The following is a 24,882-nucleotide window of genomic DNA, read 5'->3' as shown; positions in this document are numbered from 1 at the left end:
GCGAAAGGAACCCCATCCCATGTGCGGAATCGTCGGGTACGTCGGCACCAAGCCGGCCGCCCCCATCCTGGTGGACGGCCTGGCAAGGCTGGAGTACCGCGGGTACGACTCGGCAGGTGTCGCAGTGGTCGGCTCCAGCGAGCTGAAGGTGCACAAGGACGCCGGCCGGGTCCGTGAGCTGGAGGCCTCGCTGCCCAAGCGCTTCGGCGGCAAGGTCGGCATCGGCCACACCCGCTGGGCCACCCACGGCGGCCCGAGCAAGGACAACGCGCACCCGCACGCCAGCACCAACGAGCGGATCGCGGTCGTGCACAACGGCATCTTCGACAACGCCGGTGTGCTGCGCGCCCAGCTCGAGGAGGCCGGCGTCAAGCTGCGCTCCGACACCGACACCGAGGTCCTCGCGCACCTGATCGAGCAGGCCGACGGCGACACCCTCGAGGACAAGGTGCTGGCCGCGCTGCGCCGGATCGAGGGCACCTACGGCATCGCCGTGGTCGACCTGGACTTCCCCGACCGGATCGTGGTCGCCCGCAACGGCAGCCCGCTGATCCTCGGCGTCGGCGACGGCGAGATGCACGTCGCCTCGGACGCCGCCGCGCTGATCCGCTACACCCGCCAGGTCGTCTACCTGGACGACGGCGAGCTGGCCACCGTCCGCGCCGACGGCTACCGCACCTTCACCCAGGACTCGCGGACCACCACCAAGACCGAGAAGACCGTCGAGTGGGACGCCGAGGAGTTCGAGCGCGGCGCGCACGAGCACTTCATGGTCAAGGAGATCCACGAGCAGCCCGAGGCGGTCCAGCGGGTGATCCGCGGCCGGCTCGACGAGCGCTTCCACGCCGTCCACCTGGGCGGCCTGAACATGGACGCCCGGGAGGCCCGCGAGATCAAGCGGGTGAAGATCCTCGGCTGCGGGTCGGCGTACTACGCCGGTCAGCTGGGCGCCCAGTTCATCGAGGAGGTGGCCCGGATCCCCGCCGACGCCGAGCCGGCGTCGGAGTTCCGCTACCGCAACCCGGTGGTCGAGCGGGACACCCTGTACGTCGCGGTCAGCCAGTCCGGCGAGACGCTGGACACCCTGGTCGCCGTCCAGGAGCTGAAGCGCAAGGGCGGCCGGGTGATCGGCCTGGTCAACGCGGTCGGCTCCAGCATCGCCCGTGAGGTCGACGGCGGCGTCTACCTGCACGCCGGCCCGGAGGTGTCGGTCGCGTCGACCAAGGCGCTGACCAACATGGCGGTCGGGTTCGCGATGCTCGGCATCCACCTGGGCCGGATCCGCGACGTCTCCCCCGCCGACGGCCGCCGGCTGATCGACGGCCTGAAGAAGATCCCCGAGCAGATCCAGGCGATCGTCGACACCGAGCAGGAGCTGGCCGAGATCGCCGGGCGGCTGTCGCAGCACGAGAGCCTGTTCTTCGTCGGCCGCACCCGCGGCTACCCGGTCGCCCGCGAGGGCGCGCAGAAGCTCAAGGAGATCTCCTACCGGCACGCCGAGGCGTACCAGACCTCCGAGCTCAAGCACGGCCCGCTGGCGCTGATCTCGCCGGACGTGCCGACCGTCGCGATCGTCCCGGACGACGAGCTGCTGGACCGCAACATCGGCGCTCTGCACGAGATCTCGGCCCGCTCCGGCCCCCTGTACGTCGTGACGCACGACGGCGTCGCCGTACCGGACGGTGCGGCCGCGGTGATCCGGGTGCCGAAGAACGAGCCGGAGCTGGACCCGATCCTGCTCACGATCCCGCTGCAGCTGCTGGCCTACCACGCGTCGGTCGCGCTCGGCCACGACGTCGACAAGCCGCGCAACCTGGCCAAGTCGGTCACTGTCGAGTAGTCGCCAGGTGACGGGCGGCTCCCCGCGGGCCGCCCGTCACCTCGCCCCGGTAGCCTCCTGACCATGAAGATCGCCGTCGCAGGCCTGGGGTACGTCGGACTCTCGAACGCCGCCATCCTGGCGCAGCACAACGAGGTCGTCGCCGTCGACATCGCCCAGGAGCGAGTCGACCTGGTGAACAACCAGGAGAGTCCGTTCGTCGACGAGGACCTGTCGAAGTTCCTGGCCACCGCCCCGCTGAACCTGCGGGCGACGACCGCGGCCGACGATGCCTACGCCGGCGCCGACTACGTCGTGGTGGCCACGCCGACCGACTACGACCCGACCACGCTCAACTTCGACACCTCCTCGGTGGAGTCGGTGATCCGCAAGGTCGTCGAGGTCTCGCCGACCGCCGTCCCGGTGGTCAAGTCGACGGTGCCGGTCGGGTTCAGCGAGCGGATGTCGGCCGAGTACGGGCGCCAGGTGGTGTTCTCGCCGGAGTTCCTCCGCGAGGGCCACGCGCTGCACGACAACCTGCACCCGGCCCGGATCATCGTCGGCGACGACACCCCGGCGGCCCGGCGCTTCGCCGAGCTGCTGCTCGCAGGGTCGGCGCAGCCGGACACGCCCGTGCTGGCGATCCGCTCGACCGAGGCCGAGGCGGTCAAGCTCTTCTCGAACACCTACCTGGCGATGCGGGTCGCGTACTTCAACGAGCTGGACACCTTCGCGGCCCAGCACGACCTGAGCACCCGCGCGATCATCGACGGCGTCAGCCTCGAGCCGCGGATCGGCGCCGGCTACAACAACCCGTCGTTCGGCTACGGCGGCTACTGCCTGCCCAAGGACACCCGGCAGATGCTGGCCAGCTACGACAACATCCCGCAGCGGCTGATGAAGGCGATCGTCGAGTCGAACGCGACCCGCAAGGACTTCGTCGCCGACCAGATCCTGGCCGCGAAGCCGGAGCGGATCGGCATCTACCGGCTGGTGATGAAGGAGGGCTCGGACAACTTCCGGTCCTCGAGCATCCTCGGCATCGTCAGCCGCCTGCAGCGCGCCGGGGCCGAGATCGTGGTCCACGAGCCGGCGCTGGAGGCCGACAGCTTCGAGGGCCTGCCGGTGGTCAACGACCTCGTGGAGTTCAAGGACTCCGTCGACGTGATCGTGGCCAACCGGCTGACCGGTGAGCTGGCCGACGTGCAGGACAAGGTCTACACCCGTGACGTCTTCCACATGGACGAGTAGCAGCCACCTCCCCGGAAGGACATTCATGCGCTGGCAGGCTCCACTCGCGGCGACCGTCACGGTCGCCGCTCTGACCGCCTCCCTCACCACCGTCGTCCCGGCCGTCGCGACCGGCTCCCCCGGTCACAGCGCCTCGTGCTCGCGCGACGCCCGCTTCCTCGGCTTCACCGACAGCCTCGACAAGACCACGTACGCCGGCCAGAAGGTCTCCGGCCTGTCCGCGCTCAACGTGACCCGCCCGGGCCACGCGGTGGCGCTCGTGGACAACGTGCAGACCTCCCCCGCCCGCGTGTTCGACCTGCGGATCAGCAGCAAGCCCACGGTCTCGGTCGACGGGATGACCATCCTGCGCCGGCCGGACGGTACGCCGTACACGGGTGCCGACTTCGACGGCGAGGGTCTGGTCGTCGAGCGCGGCGCGCGGACCATCCTGGCGACCTCGGAGCGCGAGCCGAGCATCCGGCGCTTCCGCCTGTCCGACGGCCAGCAGATCGGCGAGCTGCCGGTCCCGTCGCGCTTCCAGGTCGCGCCGGCCGGTCAGGCGACGGGCAACGCGACCTTCGAGTCGCTGGCCGTCAGCCCCGACGGCCTCAGCCTGTACGCCGGAATGGAGGGCCCGCTCTCCCCCGACGGCACCGACGCCGAGGAGCGCGGTCGCAACCGCATCATCCGGTACGCCGGCCTGCCCGGCCACGCGTACAAGCCGGTCGCCCAGCTCGCCTACAAGACCGACCCGGGCCTGAGCCTGGTCGAGCTCGCCGTCGTCGGCCGCAACCAGCTGGTCTCGATGGAGCGCACGTTCGTCCCGGACGTCGGCAACACCATCCGGGTCTTCTCGGTCTCCACCAAGCACGCCCCGGACGTCACCAAGCGCGAGTCGCTCGCCGACCTCCCGGCCCGCGACTACGTCCAGAAGAAGCTCCTGTTCGACCTGGTCGACTGCCCGCCGTCCGGCGCGGTCGCCAAGCAGCCCCAGCCGAACCCGCTGCTCGACAACGTCGAGGCGCTGGCCCTGGGCGGCTACCTCCCCGGCGGCCGTCGCCAGCTGTACCTGCTGTCCGACGACAACGACGGCGCGACCCAGATCACCCGCCTCTACTCGCTGGCGGTGGACCTGCACTGAGCGCCACCACAGTCCCCGCTGTGACTAGCGGGGACTGTGGTGCACAGGTGACAATCTGTGGATGCGCGTGATCGTGGTGGGTGCCGGCGTGATCGGGCTGACCTCTGCCGTCCGGCTGGCCGAGGCGGGGTACGACGTCGGGGTGTTCGCGCGGGACCTCCCGCTGGAGACGACCAGCGCGGTCGCAGCAGCGATCTGGTACCCGTTCCTGTCCGCTCCGGCGGACCGGGTCGCCGCTTGGGCCCGTACGACGTACGCCGAACTGGTGGAGCTGGCCCGCAACGAGTCGTCGGTGCAGCTGCGGCGCGGCCGCGAGTACCTGACCCAGTCGACTCCGCTCCCCGCCTGGGCCGACGTGCTGAGCGACTTCGAGCGCGTCGGAGCGCCGCCGCAAGGGTTCAAGGACGGCTGGGCGTTCACCACGCCAGTGGTCGAGATGCCGCTCTACCTGCAGTATCTGGTCAAGCGGCTGGAGGCAGCAGGCGGTTCGCTGACCCGCTCGGCGCTCTCAGCCCTGCCGAACACCGCCGACGTCGTCGTGAACTGTGCCGGGCTCGGCGCCCGCCTGACAGCGGGCGACCCGACCGTGACGCCGGTCCGCGGCCAGGTGCTGACCGTCGAGCAGTTCGGGCTCACCGACTGGCTGCTGGCTGACCAGAGCCCGACCGACCTCACGTACGTCGTACCGCGGTCGAAGGACATCGTCATTGGCGGCACCAGCCAGCCGGACAGCTGGGACCTGGCCGTCCGGCCCGACACCGCTCAGGCGATGCTCGACCGAGCGGCCGTGCACATCCCGCAGCTGAAGCAGGCCAAGATCCTCAAGCACCGCGTCGGTCTCCGCCCTGCCCGCCCCGCGGTCCGCTGCGAGAGCGTCCGCGTCGGAGACCAGACGGTTGTGCACTGCTACGGCCACGGCGGTTCCGGCGTCACCCTGTCGTGGGGCTGCGCTGACGAGGTGCTGGCGCTAGTCAAGAACGCCTAGCACCTGGCAGAGCAGGTCCAGCGCGCCGGAGTACGAGTGGTCGGGCGGCGTGCCGTAGCCGACCACCAACGCCTGCCGGGTCGACTCACCGGAGAAGTGGTAGTTGTTCAGGTCCGCCACGGCCAGCCCCTGCCGAGCTGCCCGCTGGACCATGTCCTGCGCATCCCCGGGTACGTCGAGCAGGACGTGCAGCCCGGCTGAGATCCCAGCCACCCGTACGCCGGGCGCCCGGACGCCGAGCAGCTCGACCAGGCGGTCGCGGCGACGGCGGTAGTGCAGGCGGGAGCGTCGTACGTGCCGGTCGTAGTGGCCGGAGTCGATGTACTCGGCGAGCGTCAGCTGGTCGAGTGTGGCGGTCTGCAGGTCCGCGGTGCGCTTGGCTGCGAGCAGCGGCTCCATCAGGTGCTGCGGGACGACCATCCACGCCAGGCGGAGTCCGGGCGCGAGGCTCTTGCTCGCCGTACCGGTGTAGACGACGCGCTCCGGGTCGAGTGTCTGCAGCGCGCCGACCGTCTGCCGGTCGTAGCGGAACTCGCCGTCGTAGTCGTCCTCGATCAGCACGGCACCTGTGTCGCGAGCCCACTCCAACGCAGCTGTACGCCGCTCAGCCACCATCGGTACGCCGGTCGGCATCTGGTGGGCCGGAGTGAGCAGCACGGCCTGACCGGCCAGCTGATCAGGCTGTACGCCGTACTCGTCGACCGGGACCGGCGCGACCTTCAGGCCACGCGTCCGGATCACGTCCCAGTGCAGGTCGTAGCCGAACTCCTCCACGCCGATCGTGGTGGCGCCCTGGTTGCGCAGGGCCTCGCTGAGCAGGTTGAGCGCCTGGACGTAGCCGGAGCAGATCAAGATGCGCTCCGGGTCGGCGTGGACGCCGCGGGCTCGGGCCAGGTAGTCGGCGAGCATGCGGCGCAGCTCCGGGCGGCCGCGTGGGTCGCCGTACCCGAAGGCGTCGTTGGGGGCGGCTGACAGCGCCTTGCGGGCTGCGGCGAGCCACTCGCCCCGGGGGAAGGTGGCGACGTCCGGCGAGCCGGGGCGCAGGTCGTAGCGGAAGCGGCGGGCCGCGGGACGCTCAGCCGGGGCCGGTGGTGGCGTCAGGCCCGGGCGGCCGGCCACTACTGTGCCGGAGCCCTGGCGGGCGGTCAGCCAGCCCTCGGCGACCAGCTGCCCGTACGCGTCCGCGACGGTGTTGCGGGCGATGCCCAGGTCCTTGGCAAGCGTCCGCGACGACGGCAGCCGGGTCCCGGGGACCAGCCGGCCGCTGCGGATCGAGCTGTGCAGCGCGGTGACCAGGTCGGCCCGGCCGCGCCTGCCGGTCAGGTCCAGGTGCAGATCGGCCCCGGCTTCAGAAGCTCCCGCCTCCGACGAAATGGCCCTCAGATCCGTCATGGAAATGGACCATACCCCTGGGCCGGTCCCTGACTACGTTGGTCGTATGAGTACACCGACGAAACGCCGCGTCAAGCTCCCGGCCCTGGCCCCCGAGTTCTACCAGGCGCTGCTCGCGCTGGACGAGCAGTCCGCGATCGGCATCGACCCGCTGCTGGCCCACCTGGTCCGGATCCGGGCCTCGCAGCTGAACGGCTGCGCCTACTGCCTCGACATGCACACCCTGGACGCCCGCCACGAGGGCGAGACCGAGCAGCGGCTGCACCTGGTCGCCGCCTGGCGCGAGGCGGGCAAGTTCTTCACCCCGCGCGAGCAGGCCGCGCTGGCGCTGACCGAGGCGATCACGCTGATCAGCGTCGACCACGTGCCCGACGACGTGTACGCGCTGGCCGCCGAGCAGTACGACGACAAGGAGCTGGCCCAGCTGATCAGCCTGATCATCATGATCAACGCCTGGAACCGGGTCGGCGTCACCTGCCGGCTGGAGCCCGGCGACTACTCCCCGAGCTGACCAGTGGCCAGCCACGCGGAGAGCCTGCGAGCGCTGCACCACGGGGACGTCCCGCTGCTGCTGCCGAACGCCTGGGACCCGGTCAGTGCCCAGATCGTCGCCGAGGCCGGGTACCCGGCGGTGGCGACCAGCGGCGGCGCGGCCGCCCGGGTGATCGGGTACGACGACGGCGAGCTGACGCCTCCGGCGGAGATGTTCGCGGTGGTCGCGCGGATGGTGCGGGCGGTCGACGTGCCGGTCACTGCGGACATGGAGGCCGGGTACGGGCTCAGCCCGCGGGAGTTCGCCGAGCGGTTGCTGGAGACCGGAGCTGCCGGCTGCAACCTGGAGGACTCGACCGCTGCCGGGCTGACCGAGCCGGAGCGGCACGCGGACTACCTGGCCGGCGTACGGGAGGTTGCTGGGGCTGACCTGGTCGTCAATGCCCGGATCGACTCGTTCCTGCACGGTGGGACGGTTGCTGAGGCGATCGCTCGTGGCCGGGCGTACCGCAGGGCCGGAGCGGACTGCGTGTACCCGATCTTCGCGCCGGTGGAGACGATCCCGGAGCTGAAGCAGGTGATCGGTGGGCCGCTGAACGCACACGCGGCCCCGAACGGCCCAACGGCCGCCGAGCTGATCGCGGCCGGTGCGACGCGGATCTCGTACGGGACCAGCCTGCACTCGTACCTGATGGACAGCTTCCGGAAGCTGCTGCCCGAGCTCAGCTGAGCAGCCGCAGGGCCTCCTTGCGGCAGGCTGCCCAGGCGTCGTGCTTCGGGTCGATCAGCTCGAAGTGCCCGACGCCGGGCAGCTCGGTCAGCGTCACCTGTCCACCAGCGCGCTTCGCTGCGGTCAGGTAGCGCTGGCTCTGGTCCAGCGGCACCTGTGCGTCGCGGGTGCCGTGGACCAACGCGACTGGGACCTTCAACGGCACCTGCTCGTACGGCGAACAGCTGGTGTAGCGCTTCATGTCCTGCGTCGGTGTGGCGCCCATGAGCTGGGCTACCGCGTCGCCGCCGATCTGTGCGTCGTAGGCGTTCACCAGGTCGAGTACGCCGGCTTGGGAGACCGCGCCCTTCAGCACAACTCGCCCAGAGCGGCCGGCGGCCCACACCGCGAGGTGACCACCAGCTGAGTGCCCGACGGCAACCACCTGGTCAGCTGCGATCCGCGGCTGGTCGGCCAGTGCGTCGATGGCGGCCGCCACGTCGTCGAAGGTGGCGGGCCAGCCGCCGCCGTTGCCGACGCGGCGGTACTCGATCGCGTAGCCCGCTACGCCGTGCTGGATGAGGTCCTCGGCGAGCGGGGTGGCGAGGTCTTTGCCGTAGCCGCTCATCCAGAAGCCGCCGTGAATCACCACTACCGCTGGGACCTTACCCTCGCCGGGTGGGAGGAAGAGGTCGGCGACCTGGGACTCGTCACTGCCGTACCGGATCTGTTGAGTGCCACTAGGCGTACTAGAAGCACAAGCAGTGAGAGTGGTGACGGCTGCCGCCAGCAGCAGGCGTCGTCTGGTCATCATGTCGAGGGGTTCGTCCCCAGCGAGCCGCCGGATAGGCGGAGCGCGTAGACCAGCGCCCAGTCCTGGTCGTTCGCCAACGGATCAGCGACGTGCGCGGACAGGTTGTTGACCGCGCTCGGGTACACGAACGCACAGGTGGCCGAGCCGTCCTGGTGGAAGTTGGCGAGGTTCGCCCGAAGGATCGCCTCACCCGCCGCGCGCAGCTCGTCGGTCGGCCAGGTCAGGTAGACAGCTGCGCTCAGCACCGACCAGTAGTGCGGGAACACATCACCCCACAGCCGGAGCAGGCCGAACCAGTAGCCGTCCCAGTGCCGGATCGGAACGTGCCGCAGCCGTACGTCGGGCTGGTCGGCGGCGAACGCCGTCAGCCAGGGCAGGCGCCGCGTCAGCTCCTCCAGCGGGACCATGCCCTCCTCGTACGCCGCCAGCAGCAGTTCCAGCAGCGGCGCGACCATCGACTGCTCGTAGTTGACCTCGTGCGGCGGCAGGTCGTCGCCGTACTCGATGAACGCTGCGGCATGCCGTGACAAGTAGCCCCGGAGGCGAGCAGCTGTGTCGTCAGAAGTCAGCGCAGCCAGCGCACGCAGCAGCGGGCCGAGGTCGAACGCGAGGAAGTGGTCGCCGCCCAGCGCGTAGTACCGGTCGAGCACCCGCACCGCGCCAGCGACATCACCCTGGCCAAGCAGGAAGCGGGCGAACCACGGGAAGTTGTACAGCCGCGTCCGGCTCTCGTGCAGGCTGTCGTCGGCGACCGTGCCGTCCGCCGCGATCAGGTGCTCCATGACGAACTGCTGGTAGCCCGCCAGCGCCTCGTCCAGCTCGGCACGAGAACCCCAGCCGAGGTCGCGCGCCTCCTGCAGAAGCAGCGCCGTACCGATCCGCTCCCGCGCGTCCGACCAGTCGCGCCAGCCGGCGGAGAGGATGCGGAGACCCGTGCGAGCGTCGTACGGGACGAAGGAAAAGCGGCGGCTGTCGGTCAGCTCCACTGGGCGCTGGTGGTCGAGCACGAAGCGGATCCGGCGCTCGACGATCTCGCGCAGCGGGTCGTGGAAGAGCAGGCCGACGCGCGAGCGGACCTTGCCGTCGGTCACCTCGACGTACCGGACACCAGGCTCCGAGCCAACAACCGCTGAAGGCCCGGAAACACCAGGAGCGAGCGAGAGCGGCAGCGACGAGCCGACCAGACCAGCCAGCTCAGGAGCCGACACCAGCGGCTGCCAGCTCGCCCGGAAGTCAGCCAGCGAGTCAAACCACTCCAGCTGCCAGGTCCACCGGTACGACTCCCCCGGCGCCAGCACGACAGCCTCCTGGCCGCCGAACGCATCAGGCGACCGCGCATGGTCGGTGACGTGCAGGTACAGGTGCCCGCGGCTGTTGCTGCTGGTGACGCTGTCGCGGGACTCGACCGAGTACGCCCAGAGCTCGCCCTCGATCATCCGCAGCCCCAGGCCGGGCCCGCTGCCGTCCATCGGCTGCGCCCAGACCCAGGAGTCGGCGCCGCCGGTCCAGACATGGGCGTGGACGGCACCACGCAGGCTCTCGCGGCTGGAGCTGTAGAGATCGCGCCACGGCGTACTGACCGCCAAAGAGCCCACCGAGACAGAAGAAGCCGAGGTGTTGCGCAGCTCGTACGTCTCCGTCCACCGCTCCCCGAACCGCCGCCCCACCCGCAGCTCCAGCGGCCCGAGGCGGTACAGCAGGTCGATCCCGCTGGACCGCCAGCGGGTCATCACCGGCGCGTCGAACCGATAGCTCCCACCAGACGCGATCACGAACCCCTTGCCCCAGTGATGCGCCGGATCGTGCCATGCGCCGTCCGGCAGCAGCATCGACCGCCCTGGACGATCCACGGCCGAAACCGAACCGTCGTCCCCCACCTCGACCTGCCCGGCCCCCAGCGCAAAAGTTTCCGGCATTTCCCCAACCTATCGATGTCGAGAGCCGCCGCCGAGCTTCGTCCCCTGGTTGTCAGCCCCACCAACCACGAAGGACACCGAGATGAACCAGCAAGAGATCGCCGAGATCCTGGCCAAGCCCTACGCCCAGCAGCTGCTGTTCGCCCCGCAGCCGGCCCGGATGTCGTACGTCGCCGTGAACGGCGAACCCCGGGTGATCCCGATCGGCTTCCACTTCGACGGCGCCCAGCTGCAGATCTTCACCGTCCCGAAGGCCGCCAAGCTGAAGGCGCTCCGCAAGAACCCGCACGTCGCGTTCACCCTCGACACCGCCGGTTTCCCGCCGAAGGTGCTGCTGATCCGCGGCACCACCGAGCAGAAGCTCGAGCCCGGCGTACCGGAGGAGTACATCCTCTCCGGCAAGAAGGTGATGACCGACGAGCAGCACGTCGGCTGGACCGCCGGCGTGAAGGACCTGTACGACGAGATGGTCCGGATCACCGTCACCCCGACCTGGGTGAAACTGATCGACTTCGAGACCACGCTGCCCAAGGACGTCCAGGACCTGATCGACGCCAAGGCGCAACAGGCTCAGTGACCGTGCGCCCGCCGGATCACGTCGACGACGTCCGACATCATCCCGGTCAGGTCGTAGTCCTTCGGGGTGTAGACCGCGGCGACGCCTGCTGACTTCAGGGCGCGGGCGTCGCCGTCGGGGACGATGCCGCCGACCACGACCGGTACGTCGGACAGCCCGGCCTCGCGCAGTCCGGCGACCACCTGCGGGACGAGTTCCATGTGGGAGCCCGAGAGGATCGACAGGCCGACGCAGTGCACGTCCTCGGCGACCGCGGCGGCGACGATCTGCTCGGGGGTCAGCCGGATGCCCTGGTAGATCACCTCGAAGCCGACGTCACGAGCCCGTACGGCGACCTGCTCGGCGCCGTTGGAGTGCCCGTCGAGACCCGGCTTGCCGACCAGGAAGCGCAGCCGGCCGCCCAGCTCGGAGGCGGTCGCGGAGACCTTCGTCCGGACGGCCGCGATCTCGGCGCCCGCGCCGGAGACCCCGACCGAACCTGAGACCCCGGTCGGCGCGCGGTACTCGCCGAACATCTCCCGCAGCACGCCGGCCCACTCGCCCGTCGTCACCCCGGCGCGCACGCAGCTCAGCGTCGCGGGCATCAGGTTGTCGGTGCCCTTGGCCGCCTCGCGCAACGAAGCCAGCGCGGCCTCGACGGCCTCAGGATCGCGAGCGGCCCGCCACTGCTCCAGCGACTTCAGCGCGGCAGCCTCAGCGCCCGGGTCGGCGGTCTGGATCGCCGTGTCCAGGTCGGCGGTCAGCGGCGACGGCTCGGTGTTCTCGAACTTGTTCACCCCGACGACCACGTGCTCACCGGACTCGATCCGCTGCCGCCGCTCGGCGTGCGAGGCGACCAGCGCCTGCTTCAGGTACCCGGTCTCGACCGCAGCGACCGCACCGCCCATCGCCTGCACCCGGTCGATCTCCTCGCGCGCACCGGCGACCAGCTCGGCGACCTTCGCCTCGATCACGTGCGAGCCGTCGAAGATGTCCTCGTACTCCAGCAGGTCCGACTCGTAGGCGAGCACCTGCTGCATCCGCAGCGACCACTGCTGATCCCACGGTCGCGGCAGCCCGAGCGCCTCGTTCCAGGCCGGCAGCTGGACGGCGCGGGCGCGGGCGTTCTTGGACAGCGTCACGCCGAGCATCTCCAGCACGATCCGCTGCACGTTGTTCTCCGGCTGCGCCTCGGTCAGGCCGAGCGAGTTCACCTGTACGCCGTACCGCAGGCGGCGCGCCTTCGCCTCGGTCACGCCGTACCGGTCGAGGCAGATCTCGTCCCACAGCTGCACGAAGGCCCGCATCTTGCAGGTCTCCTCGATGAACCGGACGCCGGCGTTGACGAAGAACGAGATCCGCTGCACGACGTCGCCGAACCGCTCCGTCGGCACCTGACCGCCGTCGCGGACCCGGTCGAGTACGGCGATCGCCGTCGAGAGCGCGAAGGCCAACTCCTGCACCGGCGTGGCGCCGGCCTCCTGGAGGTGGTAGCTGCAGATGTTGATCGGGTTCCACTGCGGGACGTTGGTGACCGTGTAGGCGATCAGGTCGGTGGTCAGCCGCAGCGACGCGTCCGGCGGGAAAGCGTACGTCCCGCGGGACAGGTACTCCTTGACGATGTCGTTCTGCGTGGTCCCGGTCAGCTCGTCCGGCGTCGCGCCCTGCTCCTGCGCCGCGACCTGGTAGAGCGCGAGCAGCCACATCGCGGTCGCGTTGATCGTCATCGAGGTGTTCATCTGCGCGAGCGGGATCTGGTCGAACAGCGCCCGTACGTCGCCCAGGTGCGCGACCGGGACGCCGACCTTGCCGACCTCTCCCCGCGCCAGCACGTGGTCGGGGTCGTACCCGGTCTGCGTGGGCAGGTCGAAGGCGACCGACAGCCCGGTCTGGCCCTTGGCCAGGTTGCGCCGGAACAGCGCGTTGGACTCGGCCGCCGACGAGTGGCCGGCGTACGTACGCATCACCCAGGGACGGTCCTTCGCGGTCATGTACCCGAGAGTAGGACTGTGTGCCCTTGTGAGTCCGCAGCTCGTGACGGGTGTCACCAGCGGCTTAAGTCACAGCGGTGAGACCTAGGCAACGCTCGGCAACGGGGTCCTCTCGACCGCCAGGATCCGGTGCAGCCGGGTGACCGCGAGGATCCGGACCACCGAAGGAACCGGGTGCCGCAGGACCAGCCGCCGCCCGAGCAGCTGGGTCCGGCGATGGGTGGCGACGAGCAGGCCGAGACCGGTGGCGTCGAGCGCGTCGACCGCCTCCAGGTCGACCACCACGTCGCCGGCGGTGCGGTCTATCAGGTCGTTCAGCCGCTGGCGGGCGTCGCCCACCGAGCGGACGTCCAGCAGTCCGGCCAGCCGGACCACGTTGTCGTTGACGGAACCTGCGATTGGGGTCGGTTCAACCATGTCCGTGCCCTCCGCTCTTCCGGCAGCCCCCGAGTTGGCCGCACTGCAGCGTGTGTTGGTAAAGACTCCCCGGGGACCCGGGAGGTTGCCAAGACCTCGGAACCTTTCAATTCCGTGCCGGATGTGGTGGGAGACAATGGGGTGTGTTCGCCGACCGGTACTTCCTGTTCCCCGTGGTCGCCATCGCTCTGACCGGTGGCGTGGTGCTGCTGTGCCGCTGGGCGTTCTCCAAGGCCAAGGGCGGGTCACTCGTACGGCGTACCGACTACTCCCCGGCCGAGAAGGACAAGTTCGGGCTGCTGGTCGACGTCCGGACCACCACGTCGTACAACGAGGCCCGGGTGGCGGTGTCGAAGCTGAAGGATCTCGGGATCAAGGCGACCGCCGCCCGGACCAGCGACGGCTGGTCGGTCTACGTCTGGCCGAAGGACGAGGCCGCGGCCCGGGGCTTCCTCGACGCCTCCTGAGCCCGGATTTCCCCGCCGTGTCCACCGGCGGGCCCCCTCGCGCGTCAACGTCGCGGCAACGTGTCGGGGGTACGAGAAGGGTTCTGGGGACATCGGACAAGAACAGGGTGAGCCGAACGGCAGCGCCGCTGCCACGGGCCCCGAGCCGGGGTCTGCCCAGGCCGGTCGAGTGAGGAGCTCGATGACCCCCGACCTCGCGCTGGCGACCGTCGCGTTGCCAGGCCGTCCGGCCGCCGTCCGGGCTCAGGTCGTGCCCGACGAGGACGCCCGGCTGCTGGAGTCGACCGTGCGCAGTCCCGACCGGTTCACGCTGATCTTCGACAAGTACTTCCCCCAGGTGCACGCGTACGTCGCCCGCCGGCTCGGGCCGGACCTGGCCGACGACCTGTCCTCGGAGACCTTCCTGATCGCGTTCCGGCAGCGGGACCGGTTCGACAGCCGCAGCGGCGTGGTCCGCGCCTGGCTGTACGGCATCGCCACCAACCTGATCCGCCGGCACCGGCGCGACGAGGTCCGGGCCTGGCGGGCGACCGCCAAGCTCCCGCTGCCACTGCCGTCCGGCGGGCACGAGGAGCGGGTCGCCGCACAGGTCACCGCCGAGAGCGCCGGGCGCCAGCTGGCTGCCGCGCTGGCCAAGGTGTCCAGCAAGGACCGCGAGGTGCTGATGCTGGTCGCGCTGGGCGGGCTGAGCTACGACGAGGTCGCCGAGGCGCTGGGGATCGCGTACGGCACGGTCTGCTCGCGGCTGTCGCGCGCCAGACGCGTCGTACGGGAGCATCTGGGCAACACGGACCCGACCAGGCTGGAGGAGGACTGAGATGGACGACCTCGACAAGATCCGCTCGGCCTTCCCTGAGCCGCCCAGCCCGACGCCAGAGGCCACTGCGAAGGCCCGGCGCGAGCTGGAGGCGCTGGTCAGGGCTGAGGCGACTCCGCCGAGCAGAGCCAACCGCTGGTACGCCGCAGCGCGCTCTGGTCGCGTCGGCATCGTGCTGACCGCTACAGCGGCCACGGTGGCGCTGGCAGCGCTGGCGACGCCAGTACTGCTCTCCCCCGGCAACGGCTCCGGCTCGGACGCAGCACCAGCGCCCGGTACGACGTCCGTACCGCAGCTGCGCAGCGCCGCGAGCCAGGTGCTGCTGGACCTGGCGGTCAAGCAGGAGCGGAACGAGAAGGTCTCGGGCAAGTACTTCCGGGTCCGGAGCTTGCAGGTGCGCGGCACGACGACGGTCGGCAAGCCGTCGTACCAGCTGGAGCGGCGCAGCATCACCGAGAGCTGGATGCCGATGAAGCAGGGCGTCGAGTCCTGGTTCGGCTGGGTCGACCTGGGCGCGCGGCCGGCCACCCCGGCCGACACGGCCCGCTGGAGGGCGCAGGGCTCGCCGACGTCGTGGCAGCTGTCGTACGAGGTGGACCCGGTGACGATGGCTCCGAGTGAGCCGGTGGTCAACAAGATGACCTTCGACCAGGTGCCGCCCGGGTACTACCTGAGCGGGATCAAGCCGGTCACCGCGCAGCAGATCCAGGCGCTGCCGACGGACCCGAAGGAGTTGCGCAAGCTGCTGGCCGGCGGTGCGCAACCGGGGGCGACGCAGGCCGAGATCGACTACACCGTGTTCAACGCGGCCGGGCGGCTGCTGTTCGAGGCGCCCTCGCCGCCGAAGCTGCGCGGCGCCGCCCTGCGAGTGCTGTCGATGCTTCCTGGCGCCGAGCTGGAGCAGGGCGTCAAGGACCCGATCGGCCGGACCGGTACGGCGTTCACCTACGACTGGAGCGACCTGGGCACCAAGCCCGGCGCTGAACCGACCACTCTGTTCAGCGGCAGCGCCCGGTACATCGTGGACACCACCACCGGCCGGCTGTTGAGCTCGGAGTCCCTCGGCCGGAAGACCGGCGCCACTGTCGTCCTGGAGTCCGGCTGGACCGACGAGCGGCCCACGCCGCCCAGTAAGGCCATCCGCTAGCTCCACTCCTCCCCTGTCACCAGCTCCGGACCCCGTGCCGGAGCTGGGTCTCACCCTGCCCAGAAACCTGCCCAGAAACGCCCATCTGAGAGGTGACCCTTGTCCCGATTCCACCCCCGGCTGCTCGCCCCAGCCGTCGCCGTAGCTCTGGTGGCCGGCACCGCCTGGGCCGTCCCAGCAGCCGGTGACCAACCAGCACCCAGCGCACAGCCAGCAACCTCACGGTCAACCACTCTGCAGCCGGTCACCGTCACCCTCGTCACCGGCGACCGCGTCACCACTCGCAAGACCCAGGACGGCACCGTCGGTGTCGAGGTCCACCCCGGACCCGGCCGCGAGGGCGTCCTCTTCCACAAGCTCACCCTCGGCAAGCAGCAGAGCGTGGTCCCGGTCGACGCCGTCCCGCTGATCGCCGCCGGCATCGTCGACCCGCGTCTCTTCGACGTGGCGCTGCTCGCCGACCTCGGCCTCGACGACGCCTCCAGCCCGACCCTCCCGCTGATGATCCGGTACGCCGGCCAGCCGCGCGCCGTCCGCCAGTCCCTCCCGGCCGGAACCACCGTCGACCAGGAGCTCCCGATCGTCGACGCCGTCGCGGTCCGTCAGGAACGCACGAAGGCGACAGCCCTCTGGCGCAGCTGGACCAGCACCGCGCAGGCGAAGCGCCGTACCGCTCTCTCCCCGACGGTGAAGAAGGTCTGGCTCGACGGCGGCATCAAGCCGAACCTCGACCGCAGCGTCGCCCAGATCGGCGCGCCGGCGCTGTGGCAGCACGGCATCACCGGCAAGGGCGTCAGGGTCGCCGTGCTCGACACCGGGTACGACGCCACGCATCCCGACCTGAGGGACCGGGTCGTTGCCACCGACAACTTCACCACCGACACCGGCGTCGTGGACCGGGTCGGGCACGGCACCCACGTCGCCTCGACCGTGGCCGGGACCGGCGCGGCCTCGGGCGGCAAGTACCGCGGCGTCGCGCCGGACGCGGACCTGATGATCGGCAAGATCTGCAGCTCCCGCAACTGCGAGGACTCCGACATCATCGAGGGCATGCAGTGGGCCGCGACCCACGGCGCCCGGGTGGTCAACCTCAGCGTCGGCGGCGGCCCGACCGACGGCACCGACCTGGTCGCGCAGGCGGTGAACGAGCTGACCGCGAGCACCGGCACGCTCTTCGTCGCCTCGGCCGGCAACTTCGGCGCCGACGGCACCGTCGGCAGCCCGGCCGCCGCGGACTCCGCGCTGGCCGTCGCCTCGGTCACCAAGTCCGACACGCTGAGCACCTTCTCCAGCCGCGGCCCGCGGCTCGGCGACCTCGCGGTCAAACCCGACATCGCGGCCCCCGGCGACCGGATCGTCGCGGCCCGCGCGGCGAACACGCCGCTGGAGTCGTTCGCCGTCAACGCGTCGTACGCCGAACTGTCGGGCACGTCGATGGCCGCGCCGCACGCCACCGGCGCCGCCGCGCTGCTCGCGCAGCTGCACCCGGACTGGAAAGCCCCCGAGCTGAAGTCCGCGCTGATGAACTCGGCGCTCGACCTCAAGGGCCTCGGCGTCTTCGCCCAGGGCGCCGGGCGGGTCGACCTCGAGCGCGCGATGACGCAGACCGTCACCGCGAGCCCGAGCAGCCTGAACTTCGGCCTCCAGACCGCTCCGCACACCGACGACAAGCCGGTCACGCGCCAGGTCACCTACCGCAACGACAGCAGCAAGCCGGTCTCGCTCTCGCTGCACCTGCAGGCCTCGACCCGGGTCTTCCGCCTCGCCAAGTCGCTGCTCGAGGTCCCCGCCCACGGCACCGCGACGGTCGACGTCACGGCGAACACCGCGACCAACGTCCCCGACGGCCCGTACGGCGGCTGGCTGATTGCCCGCGGCAACGGGATGGAGATCCGCAGCACCATCGGCGTCGGCAAGCAGGTCCCGAGCTTCACGCAGGAGCTCAAGATGCTCGACCGCGACGGCAAGCCCGCGGTCAACGACGAACAGCACGTCTCCGGCGCGTACCTCGTCGACGTCGACCGCTAGGTCGCCTACCTGGCGAGCCCGGGCGACAAGCTCCAGCTCCCCCGCGGCCGCTACCTGGTCGACGCGTTCACCACCGTCTTCAACGCCAACGGCCTCGGTTTCCGCGACGCGACGTACTTCGGTGAGCCCGACCTGGTCGTCGACAAGCCCGGCACCATCACGCTCGACGGCCGCAAGGCCCGCAAGATCGCGCTGAAGGCGCCGGTCACCGGAGCGCACCCGGCCGCCGGGGGCGTCGGGTTCGTCCGGCCGCTCGGCGACGAGACCTACGTCGGCGGGGTCGGCGTCGCGACGTCGTTCGAGCCCGGCTTCTTCCCGAACCTGTACGTCGTACCGAACGTGACCGGGTCGAAGAAGACGTTCACCGGGTTCGCGCACCTGGCCTGGGCCGGGATGCCGGACGGCCAGAGCCCGGACCGGGACTTCTTCCTGGACAGCCCGTACGTCTACCACGACGTGACGACCTGGCCCGGCCGCGTCCCGCAGAACCCGTCGCTGGTCACCGACCGGCGCGACTACGCGCACCTCGACGCGTCGTACGCGAGCGCGGACGCAGGTGTGAAGGGCAACAACTACAGCTACCCGACGCTGCAGGCGCCGGAGCCGAGCGGGCGCTGGACGCCGCTGTTCGTGTTCACCCCGGCGGTCGTGATGAACCTGCCGTTCCAGCGCGACGAGTACTACTCGGCCAAGGGCGTCGCCTGGGCGTTCGAGAACGAGCTGTACCGGCGGCTGCCCGACGACGGCGTCGAGTACACCGCGCTGGTCGACTCCCAGCACGTCGTCTACCCGGCCGGGCGGACCACGAAGGTGAACTGGCAGCGCGGCGTCTTCGGCCCGAGCCTGACCGACGCGCGCGGCGGTCTGCCCGGGCGGGACAAGCAGCCGTGGACGTTCCGCGACGGGGACAGCCTGAACGTGGTGGCGCTGATGTACAGCTCCGGCGCGGGCACGTTCGGCGACGCGCTGACCGACTCCGAGCGGACGACGGTGACACGCAACGGCGTCGAGATCGGGGCGTCGGACGCGTTCAAGCAGCAGACGTTCGCGCTGCCCGCGGAGCCGGCGACGTACGTGCTGAAGAAGGAGGTCACCCGGGGGTCCGACGAGCGCTTCAAGCTGTCGACGCGGAGCGAGGTGGCGTGGACGTTCCGGTCGGCGCGGACGCCGGACGGGGTGGCGTCGGCGCTGCCGCTGATGACCGTCCGGTGGTCGCCGGTGCTCGACGAGCGGAACGCGGCACCGGGTGGGCGGTTCGAGGTGCCGCTGACGGTTGAGCACCAGTACGGCGCTCCGCGACGGCCGATCGTTTCGGTTGCTCTTCAGGCGTCGTACGACGACGGTCGATCGTGGGTGAACGCTGCCGTGCGGCGGACAGCGACGGGCTGGACGGCCTCGCTGACGCAACCGAGCAGCGGTTTCGTCAGCCTGCGCACCGTCGCGATCGATGCCGCAGGCAACAAGGTGGACCAGCGCGTGACCAGGGCGTACGCGCTGCGCTGACCGGCTCCCGGTGGTCTCGGGCTGAGGGGCCCCGCACCGCCGGGCGCGCGGAATCGGGAGGCGAAACCGGTGCGGGTTCGGGAGAATGCGGTGCATGCTCCTGGTTCCGGCGGACCCGCTGAATCCGCGCCGCGACGATCCCCACTTCGCTGCGCAGGCCCACGCTGCGCGCGAGCTGGGGATCGTTGTCGCGCGGGTGGACCACGACGCGCTGGTGCGTGGCGAGGCGGAGCTTCGGGTGCCGCCGGCCGAGGACGCGGTGTACCGGGGGTGGATGCTGTCGTCCGCGCAGTACGCGTCGTTCGAGCGTGGGCTGGCCGCGGGTGGTGTCCAGCTGCGGACGTCAGCTCAGGAGTACCGGACGGCTCACGAGCTGCCCGGCTGGTACGAGGGCCTCCGCACCGTCACCCCCGAATCCGTCTGGACCGCCGGCCGCGATCTGACCGAGCTGCTGAAGGCGACCCGCGCGCTCGGCGGCGGCGCGGGCGTGCTGCGCGACTACGTGAAGTCGATGAAGCACTACTGGGCCGAGGCCTGCTTCCTCCCCGACCTCACCGACGAGGCGGCCGTCGAGCGGATCGGCTCCCGGTTCCTGGAGCTGCGCGACGACGCCTTCACCGGCGGGTTCGTCGTACGGCGGTACGAGGAGTTCACCGGCGCCGAGGCGCGGACCTGGTGGGTCGGCGGGCGCTGCGTCCTGACGACGCCGCACCCTGACACGTCTGATGAGCTGCCGACCGGTCTCGATCTGATCGAGGTCGAGCCGCTGGTCGCCGAGCTGGCGCTGCCGTTCGTCACCGTCGACCTCGTACGCCGGGCCGACGGCGCCTGGCGGGTCGTCGAGCTCGGCGACGGGCAGGTCAGCGACTGGCCTGCCGGGCGTGATCCGGGCGAGCTGGTCAGCGTGCTGTTCTGACGGCCTGGACGACAATCAGGCCGGAGTCATCGGTCAGCGGCTCGTCGTGCCAACCACCCCGCAGCTCGATCCCTTCGAACCCGGTCGCCGCCAGGTCGGCGACCAGCTCGTCGGCGGTCCGGAAGTACAGCACGGTGGTGAAGACCTTCTCGCGTCCGTCCTCGAACACGTTGTACGCGTCGAAGGTCACCCGGCCGTGCTCGACCGAGGTGACCTCCATCCACTCCCGGAGCAGGCCGAACGGCGTCTCGCGCTGGGTCTCCTCGGAGGTCCAGTGCTCCCAGGCCCGGCGGGCGGGGTTGCGGGTCTCGAAGCTGATCACGCCGCCGGGGCGCAGGGCTGCGGCCAGGTGGGTGAGCGTGTGCCGGAGGTGTTCGACGTGCATGATCGCGTTGCCGGTACTGATGACGAGATCGGCGGTGGCATCAGCGGAAAGAGCAGTAGCGTCGCCTTCGATCCAGGTCACCGCGTCGGCGCCGGGCTGACGGCGGGCGTAGCCGAGCATCGTCGGGCTCGGGTCGACGCCGATCACCGTTCGCCCGGAAACAGCCAGCGTCCGCGTCAGCAACCCGGTGCCACAGCCGAGGTCGACGATCGTCAGACCGCGGGCCCGGCCCGCGACCGCATCCCCCTGATCGGCGGTCGTCTCCGCCTCGATCCGGTCCGCCAGCGCTCGGTAGTACGCATGATCGTCACCAGCGGCGTTGTCCTCGTCGTACAGCTCGACCAACTGCTCATCGCCGTACGGGTCCTCGGGCATGCGCAGCACCGTAGGCACGCAGGGTGCCACCCGCAACGGCTTTTCGCGCCGTACGGGACAATGGTCGGTGATGACGCTGACCGAGAAGCTGCCGGACTCCACCGAACCCGACGCCCTGTACGACGCCTTCGCCACCTGGGTGGGCACGCAGGGCATCTCGCTGTACCCGGCGCAGGAGGAGGCGCTGATCGAGGTGATGACCGGGTCGAACGTGATCCTGTCCACCCCGACCGGTTCCGGTAAGAGCCTGGTCGCCACCGGCTCGCACTTCGCGGCCCTGGCCAACGGCAAGCGCACCTTCTACACCGCGCCGATCAAGGCGCTGGTCTCGGAGAAGTTCTTCGCGCTCTGCGACATCTTCGGCGCCGACAAGGTCGGCATGCTGACCGGTGACGCCTCGGTGAACGCCGGCGCCCCGATCATCTGCTGCACGGCCGAGGTGCTGGCCAACGTCGCGCTCCGCGAGGGCGCGGACGCCGACGTCGGCCAGGTGGTGATGGACGAGTTCCACTTCTACTCCGAGCCCGACCGCGGCTGGGCCTGGCAGGTGCCGCTGCTGGAGCTGCCGAACGCGCAGTTCATCCTGATGTCGGCGACGCTCGGCGACGTCGAGCGGTTCAAGCTCGACCTCAACCGGCGGACGGGCCGGCCGACCGCGATCGTGTCGTCGGCCGAGCGCCCGGTGCCGCTGGTCTACAAGTACGTCACCACGCCGCTGCACGAGACGCTCCAGGAGCTGCTCGTCACCAACCAGTCGCCGGTCTACGTCGTCCACTTCACCCAGGCCTCGGCGCTGGAACGCGCGCAGGCGCTGACCAGCATCAACGTCTGCACCAAGGAGGAGAAGGACAAGATCAAGGAGCTGATCGGGCACTTCCGGTTCAGCTCCGGGTTCGGGCGGACGCTGCAGCGCTTGGTGATGCACGGCATCGGCGTGCACCACGCGGGCATGCTGCCGAAGTACCGGCGGCTGGTCGAGCAGCTGGCGCAGGCCGGCCTGCTGAAGGTGATCTGCGGGACCGACACCCTCGGCGTCGGCATCAACGTCCCGATCCGGACCGTCGTACTGACTGCTCTGAGCAAGTACGACGGCCGCCGGCAACGCATCCTCAAGGCGCGCGAGTTCCACCAGATCGCCGGCCGCGCGGGCCGGGCCGGGTACGACACGTCCGGCACGGTCGTCGTCGAGGCGCCCGACCACGTGATCGAGAACGTCCGGGCGATGTCCAAGGCCGGCGACGACCCGAAGAAGCAGCGCCGGGTACAGAAGAAGAAGCCGCCGGAGGGGTTCGTCACCTGGGGCGAGGACACCTTCGACCGGCTGGTCGCGGCCGAGCCCGAGCCGCTGCAGTCGCGGATGCGGGTCAGCCACGCGATGCTGCTGAACGTGATCGCCCGCGACGGCGACGCGTTCGCCAGCATGCGGCACCTGCTCCAGGACAACCACGAGGACGCCCGGGCGCAGGTCCGGCTGATCCGGCGCGCGATCCAGATCTACCGCACGCTGCTCACCGCCGGCGTGGTCGAGCGGCTGGACGCGCCCGACGAGTTCGGCCGGTCGCTGCGGCTGACCGTCGACCTGCAGAAGGACTTCTCGCTGAACCAGCCGCTGTCCACGTTCGCGCTGGCGGCGCTCGACCTGCTCGACCCCGAGGACCCGCTGTACGCGCTCGATGTGGTGTCCGTGGTCGAGGCGACGCTGGAGGACCCGCGGGCCGTGCTGATGGCGCAGCTGCACCACGCCAAGGGCGAGGCCGTCCAGTCGATGAAGGCCGACGGCATCGAGTACGAGGAGCGGATGGAGCTGCTCGACGAGATCAGCTGGCCGAAACCGCTCGAGGAGTTGCTGCAGGCAACCTTGGAGATCTACCGGCAGACCCACCCGTGGATCGCCGAGGCCGGCCTGTCGCCGAAGTCCGTCGTCCGGGACATGTTCGAGCGCGCGATGACGTTCGGCGAGTTCGTCCAGTACTACGGGCTGGCGCGCTCCGAGGGCATCATGCTGCGCTACCTCAGCGACGCGTACAAGGCGCTGCGGCAGACCGTCCCGCCGGACAAGGTGAACGACGACCTGACCGACCTGATCGAGTGGCTCGGCGAAGTCGTCCGGCAGACCGACTCCAGCCTGCTCGACGAGTGGGAGGAGCTGACCAACCCGACCGCCGAGGAGGTCGCCGTCGTCCCGGTGCTCGCCGGGCCGCGCCGGATCACCTTGAACACCAGGGCGTTCCGGGTGCTGGTGCGGAACGCGCTGTTCCGCCGGGTCGAGCTGGTCGCGCTGCACCGGTGGGCCGAGCTCGGTCAGCTCGACAACGAGTCAGGCTGGGACGCGGGGCGCTGGGCCGAGGCCGGTACGGCGTACTACGCCGAGCACTCCTCGCTCGGGACCGGTCCGGCCGCGCGCGGCCCGGCGCTGTTCATGGTCGAGGAGCACCCGGGGTACTGGGAGGTCCAGCAGATCATCGACGACCCCGAGGGCAACCACGACTGGCGAATCACCGCGACGGTCGACCTCGGGGCCTCGGACGAAGCCGGGGAACTGGTGCTGGAGATGGTGTCGTTCAAGCCCCTGTAGAGCTTTGGGCAGGCCAGGCGACGTCGACCTCGGTCTCGGCTTCGTAGTCGACACCGTCGACGTCGAAGCCGTACAGGCGGCGTACCTCGGCGAAGAACCAGGCCGCGTCGGCCACGGTCGCGATGTTGTCCTGGGTGACGGCGTTCCACTGGTCCTTCACAGCGTCCTGCACGGTGGGATCGAGCTCCCAACGGTCGAGCCGCAGCCGGCCGTCCTCGTCCAGGTCGGGCGTCGTCTCACCGGTCAGCTGGTCCCAGAGCGCGATCGACTGCTGGATCGGGGTCTGCATCTTGTCGCCGAGCACCTTGTGCAGCAGGCTCACGTACAGGCCGATGCCGGGGATCGCCGAGCTGGCCTGCGTCACCGCAGCGCCGTTCACCGAGGTGAGAGCGTTGACACCGTCACGCGTCGAGAGCTCCTTGGCGGTCTGCTCCAGGTGCGCCTTGGCCGCGCCGATCGAGCCCTGCCGGTAGATCGGGCCGGTCAGCTCGCTGCCGATGTAGGTCAGCGCGACCGTGGTGAACCCGTCGTTCAGCAGGTTCCGCTCGGCCAGGGCGTCGACCCAGCGGGTCCAGTCCTCGCCGCCCATCACCTGGACGGTCTCGGCGATCTCCTCGTCGGTCGCCACGTCGAGGCTGGCCTCGGTGAGCACCGGGTCGGTGCCCTCGAAGGCGATGCTCTTGGTCGTGTGCGGCGTACCGATGGTCTTCAGCGCCGACTGATACGTCGTACCGGTGCGCGGGTCGACCCGGCGCGGGGCGGCCACGCTGTAGATCAGGTAGTCGACCGGGCCGAACTCCTTGGCGACCAGGTCGAGCACGTCGTCCTTGGTGGTGTCCGCGAAGGCGTCGGCGTTCACGAAGTGGAAGCGGCGGCCGGCGCTCTCGGCGTACTGGGCGGTGGCGGCGGTACGGTACCAGCCGGCGGTCGCCGTACGGCGTCCCGGCTCCTTCTCGAAGCTGACGCCGACGCCGTCGATCCCGTACCGCGCCAGGCCGGCGATGGTCGCCGCGAGGCCGTAGCCGGAGCTGGAGCCGATCACGAGTGCGACGGGCTTGCGGTCCGGCGTACGGGCGTCGACCTGGCTGATCAGGTCCTCGACCACCCGCTCGCACCCCGCAGGGTGCGAGTCGAGGAACAGGAACCCACGGCCGACGGGCTTCACCACACGCTCAGTCATGCGGACGACCCTAACTGACCTTGC

At 70.4% G+C, this 24,882-nt stretch carries 21 protein-coding genes; 14 read left to right on the top strand and 7 right to left on the bottom strand.

The features are described 5' to 3' along the window. Positions 1-19 precede the first annotated feature (19 nt). The 4 genes from glmS (at position 20) to ACZ6Z4_RS32005 (ending at position 5,178) form a co-directional block, all read left to right on the top strand. A complete protein-coding gene (gene glmS, locus ACZ6Z4_RS32020; protein ID WP_465572948.1) occupies positions 20-1,840 on the top strand; it encodes a glutamine--fructose-6-phosphate transaminase (isomerizing) in 1,821 nt (606 codons plus the stop codon). Positions 1,841-1,903: 63 nt separating this feature from the next. Beyond that, positions 1,904-3,070 (top strand): nucleotide sugar dehydrogenase, encoded by a 1,167-nt coding sequence (locus ACZ6Z4_RS32015; RefSeq protein ID WP_465572943.1) that lies wholly within the window; start codon positions 1,904-1,906, stop codon positions 3,068-3,070. Between the two features lie 25 nt (positions 3,071-3,095). Continuing rightward, positions 3,096-4,193 carry an esterase-like activity of phytase family protein gene (locus ACZ6Z4_RS32010; protein ID WP_465572940.1) on the top strand — a complete coding sequence of 366 codons (1,098 nt, stop codon included), beginning with the start codon at positions 3,096-3,098 and terminating at the stop codon, positions 4,191-4,193. Positions 4,194-4,254: 61 nt separating this feature from the next. Then, positions 4,255-5,178, top strand: coding sequence for an FAD-dependent oxidoreductase (locus tag ACZ6Z4_RS32005; RefSeq protein ID WP_465572934.1), 924 nt, complete (start codon positions 4,255-4,257; stop codon positions 5,176-5,178). Here ACZ6Z4_RS32005 and pdxR read toward each other — a convergent pair. Beyond that, a complete protein-coding gene (pdxR, locus tag ACZ6Z4_RS32000; RefSeq protein ID WP_465572929.1) occupies positions 5,161-6,570 on the bottom strand; it encodes a MocR-like pyridoxine biosynthesis transcription factor PdxR in 1,410 nt (469 codons plus the stop codon). The two genes, ACZ6Z4_RS32005 and pdxR, sit on opposite strands and share 18 nt — an antisense overlap. A 46-nt stretch (positions 6,571-6,616) precedes the next feature. On the opposite strand from pdxR, the gene ACZ6Z4_RS31995 reads away from it, so the two are divergent. Both ACZ6Z4_RS31995 and ACZ6Z4_RS31990 read left to right on the top strand, forming a co-directional pair. Continuing rightward, complete coding sequence (locus ACZ6Z4_RS31995; RefSeq protein ID WP_465572926.1) at positions 6,617-7,081, top strand: carboxymuconolactone decarboxylase family protein; 465 nt, start codon at positions 6,617-6,619, stop codon at positions 7,079-7,081. A gap of 3 nt (positions 7,082-7,084) precedes the next feature. After that, positions 7,085-7,792: an isocitrate lyase/PEP mutase family protein gene (locus ACZ6Z4_RS31990; RefSeq protein ID WP_465572921.1), complete on the top strand. Its 708-nt coding sequence runs from the start codon at positions 7,085-7,087 to the stop codon at positions 7,790-7,792. Here the strand turns inward: ACZ6Z4_RS31990 and ACZ6Z4_RS31985 are convergent. Both ACZ6Z4_RS31985 and ACZ6Z4_RS31980 read right to left on the bottom strand, forming a co-directional pair. Continuing rightward, the gene (locus ACZ6Z4_RS31985; protein WP_465572916.1) at positions 7,785-8,582 is read right to left on the bottom strand and encodes an alpha/beta hydrolase family protein; all 798 of its coding nucleotides are present in this window, start codon (positions 8,580-8,582) and stop codon (positions 7,785-7,787) included. The two genes, ACZ6Z4_RS31990 and ACZ6Z4_RS31985, sit on opposite strands and share 8 nt — an antisense overlap. Then, entirely contained in the window at positions 8,582-10,501 is a 1,920-nt protein-coding gene (locus ACZ6Z4_RS31980) for a hypothetical protein (protein WP_465572912.1), read from the bottom strand. Before ACZ6Z4_RS31980 ends, ACZ6Z4_RS31985 begins: the two co-directional genes overlap by 1 nt. A gap of 82 nt (positions 10,502-10,583) precedes the next feature. Between ACZ6Z4_RS31980 and ACZ6Z4_RS31975 the strand changes: the two genes are divergently transcribed. After that, positions 10,584-11,078, top strand: a complete 495-nt coding sequence (locus tag ACZ6Z4_RS31975) for a pyridoxamine 5'-phosphate oxidase family protein (RefSeq protein WP_465572908.1) — start codon at positions 10,584-10,586, stop codon at positions 11,076-11,078. Here ACZ6Z4_RS31975 and ACZ6Z4_RS31970 read toward each other — a convergent pair. Together ACZ6Z4_RS31970 and ACZ6Z4_RS31965 are read right to left on the bottom strand one after the other, a co-directional pair. Beyond that, positions 11,072-13,048 carry a protein meaA gene (locus ACZ6Z4_RS31970; RefSeq protein WP_465572903.1) on the bottom strand — a complete coding sequence of 659 codons (1,977 nt, stop codon included), beginning with the start codon at positions 13,046-13,048 and terminating at the stop codon, positions 11,072-11,074. The genes ACZ6Z4_RS31975 and ACZ6Z4_RS31970 overlap by 7 nt on opposite strands. A gap of 84 nt (positions 13,049-13,132) precedes the next feature. After that, on the bottom strand, positions 13,133-13,465 hold the full coding sequence (locus tag ACZ6Z4_RS31965; RefSeq protein ID WP_465572900.1) for an STAS domain-containing protein: 333 nt from the start codon (positions 13,463-13,465) through the stop codon (positions 13,133-13,135). A gap of 143 nt (positions 13,466-13,608) precedes the next feature. Here ACZ6Z4_RS31965 and ACZ6Z4_RS31960 point away from each other — a divergent pair, with 143 nt between their 5' ends. From ACZ6Z4_RS31960 to ACZ6Z4_RS31935, 6 genes are all read left to right on the top strand, one after another. Beyond that, positions 13,609-13,932: a hypothetical protein gene (locus ACZ6Z4_RS31960; RefSeq protein WP_363664708.1), complete on the top strand. Its 324-nt coding sequence runs from the start codon at positions 13,609-13,611 to the stop codon at positions 13,930-13,932. A 181-nt stretch (positions 13,933-14,113) separates the two neighbouring features. Then, positions 14,114-14,749, top strand: a complete 636-nt coding sequence (locus ACZ6Z4_RS31955; RefSeq protein WP_465572891.1) for an RNA polymerase sigma factor — start codon at positions 14,114-14,116, stop codon at positions 14,747-14,749. Position 14,750: 1 nt separating this feature from the next. Beyond that, positions 14,751-15,896 carry a CU044_5270 family protein gene (locus ACZ6Z4_RS31950; RefSeq protein ID WP_465572884.1) on the top strand — a complete coding sequence of 382 codons (1,146 nt, stop codon included), beginning with the start codon at positions 14,751-14,753 and terminating at the stop codon, positions 15,894-15,896. A gap of 99 nt (positions 15,897-15,995) precedes the next feature. Then, a complete protein-coding gene (locus tag ACZ6Z4_RS31945) occupies positions 15,996-17,924 on the top strand; it encodes a S8 family serine peptidase (RefSeq protein ID WP_465572881.1) in 1,929 nt (642 codons plus the stop codon). Positions 17,925-18,263: 339 nt separating this feature from the next. Next, positions 18,264-19,427 carry a hypothetical protein gene (locus tag ACZ6Z4_RS31940; RefSeq protein WP_465572876.1) on the top strand — a complete coding sequence of 388 codons (1,164 nt, stop codon included), beginning with the start codon at positions 18,264-18,266 and terminating at the stop codon, positions 19,425-19,427. A gap of 94 nt (positions 19,428-19,521) precedes the next feature. Continuing rightward, a complete protein-coding gene (locus tag ACZ6Z4_RS31935) occupies positions 19,522-20,343 on the top strand; it encodes an ATP-grasp domain-containing protein (protein ID WP_465572871.1) in 822 nt (273 codons plus the stop codon). On the opposite strand, the gene ACZ6Z4_RS31930 is transcribed toward ACZ6Z4_RS31935, so the two are convergent. Next, positions 20,327-21,103 (bottom strand): class I SAM-dependent methyltransferase, encoded by a 777-nt coding sequence (locus ACZ6Z4_RS31930; RefSeq protein WP_465572864.1) that lies wholly within the window; start codon positions 21,101-21,103, stop codon positions 20,327-20,329. The two genes, ACZ6Z4_RS31935 and ACZ6Z4_RS31930, sit on opposite strands and share 17 nt — an antisense overlap. Before the next feature lie 70 nt (positions 21,104-21,173). Between ACZ6Z4_RS31930 and ACZ6Z4_RS31925 the strand changes: the two genes are divergently transcribed. Further along, complete coding sequence (locus ACZ6Z4_RS31925; protein ID WP_465572859.1) at positions 21,174-23,678, top strand: DEAD/DEAH box helicase; 2,505 nt, start codon at positions 21,174-21,176, stop codon at positions 23,676-23,678. Here ACZ6Z4_RS31925 and ACZ6Z4_RS31920 read toward each other — a convergent pair. Further along, complete coding sequence (locus tag ACZ6Z4_RS31920; protein WP_465572852.1) at positions 23,665-24,858, bottom strand: trans-2-enoyl-CoA reductase family protein; 1,194 nt, start codon at positions 24,856-24,858, stop codon at positions 23,665-23,667. The genes ACZ6Z4_RS31925 and ACZ6Z4_RS31920 overlap by 14 nt on opposite strands. Positions 24,859-24,882 lie beyond the last annotated feature (24 nt).

The organism is Kribbella sp. NPDC104740 (assembly GCF_055583505.1).
This window is presented reverse-complemented; position numbering and strand designations above follow the sequence as displayed.